At 43.5% G+C, this 4,380-nt stretch carries 4 protein-coding genes and 1 pseudogene; 2 read left to right on the forward strand and 3 right to left on the reverse strand.

What is annotated here, in order from left to right; all coding sequences use genetic code 11:
- Positions 1–170 (forward strand): annotated as a pseudogene (locus ACP45E_RS04380) (3-oxoacyl-ACP synthase); the annotation flags it as partial.
- Between the two features lie 80 nt (positions 171–250).
- Here the strand turns inward: ACP45E_RS04380 and ACP45E_RS04385 are convergent.
- The 3 genes from ACP45E_RS04385 to arfB all read right to left on the reverse strand — a co-directional run bounded on the left by ACP45E_RS04385 (position 251) and on the right by arfB (position 3,800).
- Positions 251–1,246 (reverse strand): endonuclease/exonuclease/phosphatase family protein, encoded by a 996-nt coding sequence (locus tag ACP45E_RS04385; protein WP_017038290.1) that lies wholly within the window; start codon positions 1,244–1,246, stop codon positions 251–253.
- 222 nt (positions 1,247–1,468) lie between these two features.
- A complete protein-coding gene (locus tag ACP45E_RS04390; RefSeq protein WP_017038291.1) occupies positions 1,469–3,241 on the reverse strand; it encodes a methyl-accepting chemotaxis protein in 1,773 nt (590 codons plus the stop codon).
- A 145-nt stretch (positions 3,242–3,386) separates the two neighbouring features.
- Positions 3,387–3,800: an alternative ribosome rescue aminoacyl-tRNA hydrolase ArfB gene (gene arfB, locus ACP45E_RS04395; protein ID WP_017035185.1), complete on the reverse strand. Its 414-nt coding sequence runs from the start codon at positions 3,798–3,800 to the stop codon at positions 3,387–3,389.
- 52 nt (positions 3,801–3,852) lie between these two features.
- Here arfB and ACP45E_RS04400 point away from each other — a divergent pair.
- On the forward strand, positions 3,853–4,380 hold a 528-nt coding region (locus tag ACP45E_RS04400; protein ID WP_069584739.1), incomplete at its 3' end, for a beta-phosphoglucomutase family hydrolase.

A 4,380-nucleotide genomic window follows, 5' to 3' on the forward strand; every position in this document is an offset into this window, starting at 1 on the left:
CGTTTGGTGCGGGCTTAACTTGGGGCGCCGCTCATATTAAATGGGGACAAAGAGTGACCCCACTGGCGAGTAGCGATGCCAGTTTACCTGAAACCAACAAAACGGCGCTTGAGCTGTTAGCGGTTGCTGTGCATTACTGTAAAGAAAAAAGCGAAGCTGCCTGTCTCTAGGTCTTATTTACCTGCCCGTTACAGATAAAAAGTAATGATAAAAGTGAACCTCAGTCAATGAGATTCACTTTTTTTACGCCCTAGTATTTTACGCCGAGTTTTGTGCGTATTGGCAAATGGTCAGAACCCTTTATTTCAGCAATAGATTGTCTCGAGCACAGCGCCCACTGATCAGACTTGAGCCAAGTATGGTCGATAGCAATCATAGAAAAAGCAGGGGTTGAAAACCATTGATTTGCGCTAATCGAATCCGTCCAATTGGGCCATGAAGCCATCAAATTAGGCCATGAAGCGACAGGCAAAGTCGTAAACCCAGGCAATATTTCGTTGAATAATGGTGCTTTCGAAGACAAATTGAAGTCGCCGATAACCAAAGTGTCTGGCGAAGGGTATTGCTCTACAACCGTTTCAATGGTTCGAATCAAGGCGTTGCGACGGTACCACAGCTCTTTTGATCGTGGTGATGTTGGGTGGGCCGTAACGATTTGAATCGATTGAGTCGGAGTGAGTTGCCATTCCCCATGAAGGATATTTTGCGCGTCGGGTGTATGAAAGACGGTTACCGCTTTTAAAGGATGTTGACTCAATATCAACTGGCTTGATGGGTAGCCAACGGCTGGTTGGCCGCCGTAACGATAAGGATAGATATCATCTAGGGTGTAAAATCGCTCTCCTTGCTCTGGAGAGACCTCTTGCAACACAACCAGATCGGCGGGGTGTTGAATAAGGTAATTCATGAATGCGTTAACGTCTGGGTTGCTGTAATACAAGTTAAACTGCAACAGTTCGATTGGATTATCCGTTCTGCACACTTCACCTTGGTTAACGTGTTTTGGTGTTAGTGAGTAAAACCCTGCACATAGAATGATGGCGACAAGGACGAGTATTTTTTGCCGGCAAACGATGGCATAAACGGTCAATAGAAGGTAATAGACAAGGAATAGAAAAGGATAGGCCAGCAGGTTTTCTAACCACCAATTCATCTTTATTGGGATGAGACTCGTCCAAATGGCGGCGAGAAGAAACACCGGAAAAACGACGAGCAGCCACACAATCCATTTCAAATTCGGTTCCACCCCTATTTTGGTTTTTTAGCTATTGGCTTCTTAGCTATTGATTTCTTAAGTATTGGTCTCTTAACAAATGATTTCTTGCCTATTAGTTACATAGCGATGCGTCACGATGATTGATTTAGGTGATTCATTAAGTATGAACCAAAGCGGACACATTATCTGAGTTTATAAAAAAGGAGCCTCAATGAGACTCCTATAGGTAATCAAAACGGGTGGTCCTAGATACTAGGCTTTTGACTCTGTCCTAAATTCAGCCACGGCTAAGTCCATATCTCGAGCCTGTTCTGAAACTGTATCAACCTCAGTGAGGCATTGCTGCGCTGACTGCATATTACTGTCTGAAATCGCATTAAGCTCGGTGATGGATTCACTGACCTGGTTCATTACGATACCTTGCTCTTCGATAGCAGAGGCAATACGTTCAGAGTTTGATTGAATGTTATCCATGTCTGTAATGATTTGAGCTAGGCTCTCATCCAGCGTTTGCGATGCGGTTAAGGTTTCTTGCCCCTGATCGTTACATTGGTCAATATTAACGACAACCGTGGACATTTGCTTCTGAATGGCATCAACGACTTTGGTTATCTCTTCAGTGGATTGATGAGTACGGCTAGCCAGCGCGCGAACCTCATCGGCAACCACAGCAAAGCCTCGACCTTGCTCACCAGCACGTGCGGCTTCTATCGCCGCATTCAACGCCAATAGATTCGTTTGCTCAGCAATACCTTGAATGATATGGACAGCACCACCAATTTTCTCTACATGTTCGTTCAGTGAAGAGATCGAAGTCTGGCTTTCACCCAAAATGTTAGAAAGTGAACCGATATTATCCACCGTTGAACTGACTACTTCTCGGCCATGTTTCGCATTCAGTGACGCTTGCTGAACCCCTTCAACGGCAACCGCCGTGCTCTCTGATATTTCATTGATAGTAGCAACCATTTCTTGAACTGCTGTCGCCATCGTGGTTGTGTGATCAGCTTGCGTGTGGAATTGAGTGATGACATTTTCCAATTCATTATGCATTGTACTGGTGGTTTGCGATAGCTGGCCTGCTTTGCCTTGTGTGCCCGAAATCAACACTTCGAGCTTATCAAGAAGGCGATTGAAATAAGTACTGATAGAGACAAGCTCATTATTACCTTTCAAATCAGCACGCATCGATACATTGTTTGAACGTGCAATTTCCTGAATGACACTCAACAGTTTAGAGACCTGAAGATTAATAGATCGCGAAATCTGGTAGATAAAAATCACAATAAACAGAACCACACCCACTGTTACGCCTTGTTGTACCAGAGTTAACCGATTTTGAAGCTCGGTTACTTCGGTGGCGAGCGTGGAAGAAAACGCTTTAAATTGTTCTTCTACTGTATGAGATAGAGCGCGAGTCTCACCAAGTAAACCGACGTTATATGCCACGCCAATCACTATTTCCTGAGCTAGTAGAGCCTTGGCATCAGCTAAAAAAGCGGAATCGCTTACGGATGAGATCAATGCATCGTCCCATTCGCCAATCAGCAGTTTTTTATCGAATTCCAAAAGACGCACTAAGGTATCGCTATTGACTTGGCTTTTGAGTGTGTCGAGACTGGTATTGTAGCGACCTCTCAACTGCTCAGATTCTTTCAAGCCTAATTTGCTGTAGGCTTGAACTAAGTTTTGAAAGCCCTTTTGATAGGCAAGAATGTCGGCACGAAGTTTTTCTGTTGAAGCAAAAGAATTCGAGACCAGTAGTGTTGAAAGTTTGGATTCTTTGTCCAAAAAGATCGACATGTTGTCATTAAATTTATCGAGGTACTTGGCGTCTTTGCGGAGCAAGAAGTCCTTCTCGTTTCGTCTTAGATGTAAAAGACGAGTTTCAAGTTGTGAGACGAGCAAGCTCGCTTGATTCAGCTCAAATGTCGTATTGCCAAAATGGGTGGTGGTTCCAACCAAAGCAAGAACACCTACGACGGCAACAACGCCGAGTGAGTACAACTTTTGCTTGATATTCATGTCAATGCCTATGGGTAAATTATTCACGCCGATATAATAATGAATGTAGTCAGGATTTATTCATTGTTCAATTTTTAATATGACATGGATCCAATTAAATATTAGTTAATCAGCAGCTTAGTGTATAAAAATGGAATAAGTACTACTAATGATTAGGCTTTTGTCTCAACGATTTGGTTTGTGACTGAATGTTTTTCCGTTTCAGTCTGCGTTCTTTGGAGCCTCTTGTTGGTTTGGTTTGACGCCTTGTTTTTTGGACAACGGTCGCCGCTTGTATGAGTTGTGCAAGCCGATTGAGCGCGTCTTCTCTGTTTTGTTCTTGAGTTCGGTAGGATTGAGCTTTAATTACAATTACACCGTCTTTCGTGATTCTGCTATCAGAGAGTGCCAACAGTCTTTCTTTATAGAAATCAGGTAGCGTTGAGCGGTTGATGTCAAAGTGCAAATGAATCGCAGAAGAAACCTTGTTGACGTTTTGTCCACCCGCACCTTGAGCTCTAATTGCTGTTAATTGAATTTCCCAAGCCTGGAGAGTGACACTGTTTGATATTTTGAGCATACTGATTTCTTAACGATTTGGCTGAATAACACCGAAAAACGGGCTAACGAGAATGTACATTGATTTAGAGAAGTATCAAGGTCTTATTTTTGATATGGATGGAACGCTGATTGATACGATGCCAGCACACCTTGATGCTTGGGAAAAAACATCTATCCACTTTGATTTCCCGTTCACCCGAGAGTGGTTGAACAACCTAGGTGGCATGCCTAGCTATAAAATTGTGGCTGAGATCAATCGAAAACATGGGCTTAATCTCGACGCTTTGAAAATCGCGGCGTACAAAATGGACGCGTTCGCTAATATTCCAGAACAAGGTGATGTGATCTCTTGTACTGTGGAGGTATTGCTCCGATATCATGGTAAAAAGAAGCTCGCTGTGGGTACGGGAAGTCAACGCAAAAGTGCCCTTAGGTTGTTAGATAAAGCCGGGCTTTTGCCTAAGCTGGATTGTGTCGTATCGGCAACCGATGTCGTTAACCACAAACCGCATCCTGACACGTTTTTACTCGCAGCAGAAAACTTAGGGTTAGCGGCAGAACAATGTGTGGTTTTTGAAGATACCGCATTAGGTAAGGCG

This window comes from Vibrio genomosp. F10 str. 9ZD137, from assembly GCF_049974785.1.
In the GTDB taxonomy this organism is placed as follows: Bacteria; Pseudomonadota; Gammaproteobacteria; order Enterobacterales; family Vibrionaceae; genus Vibrio.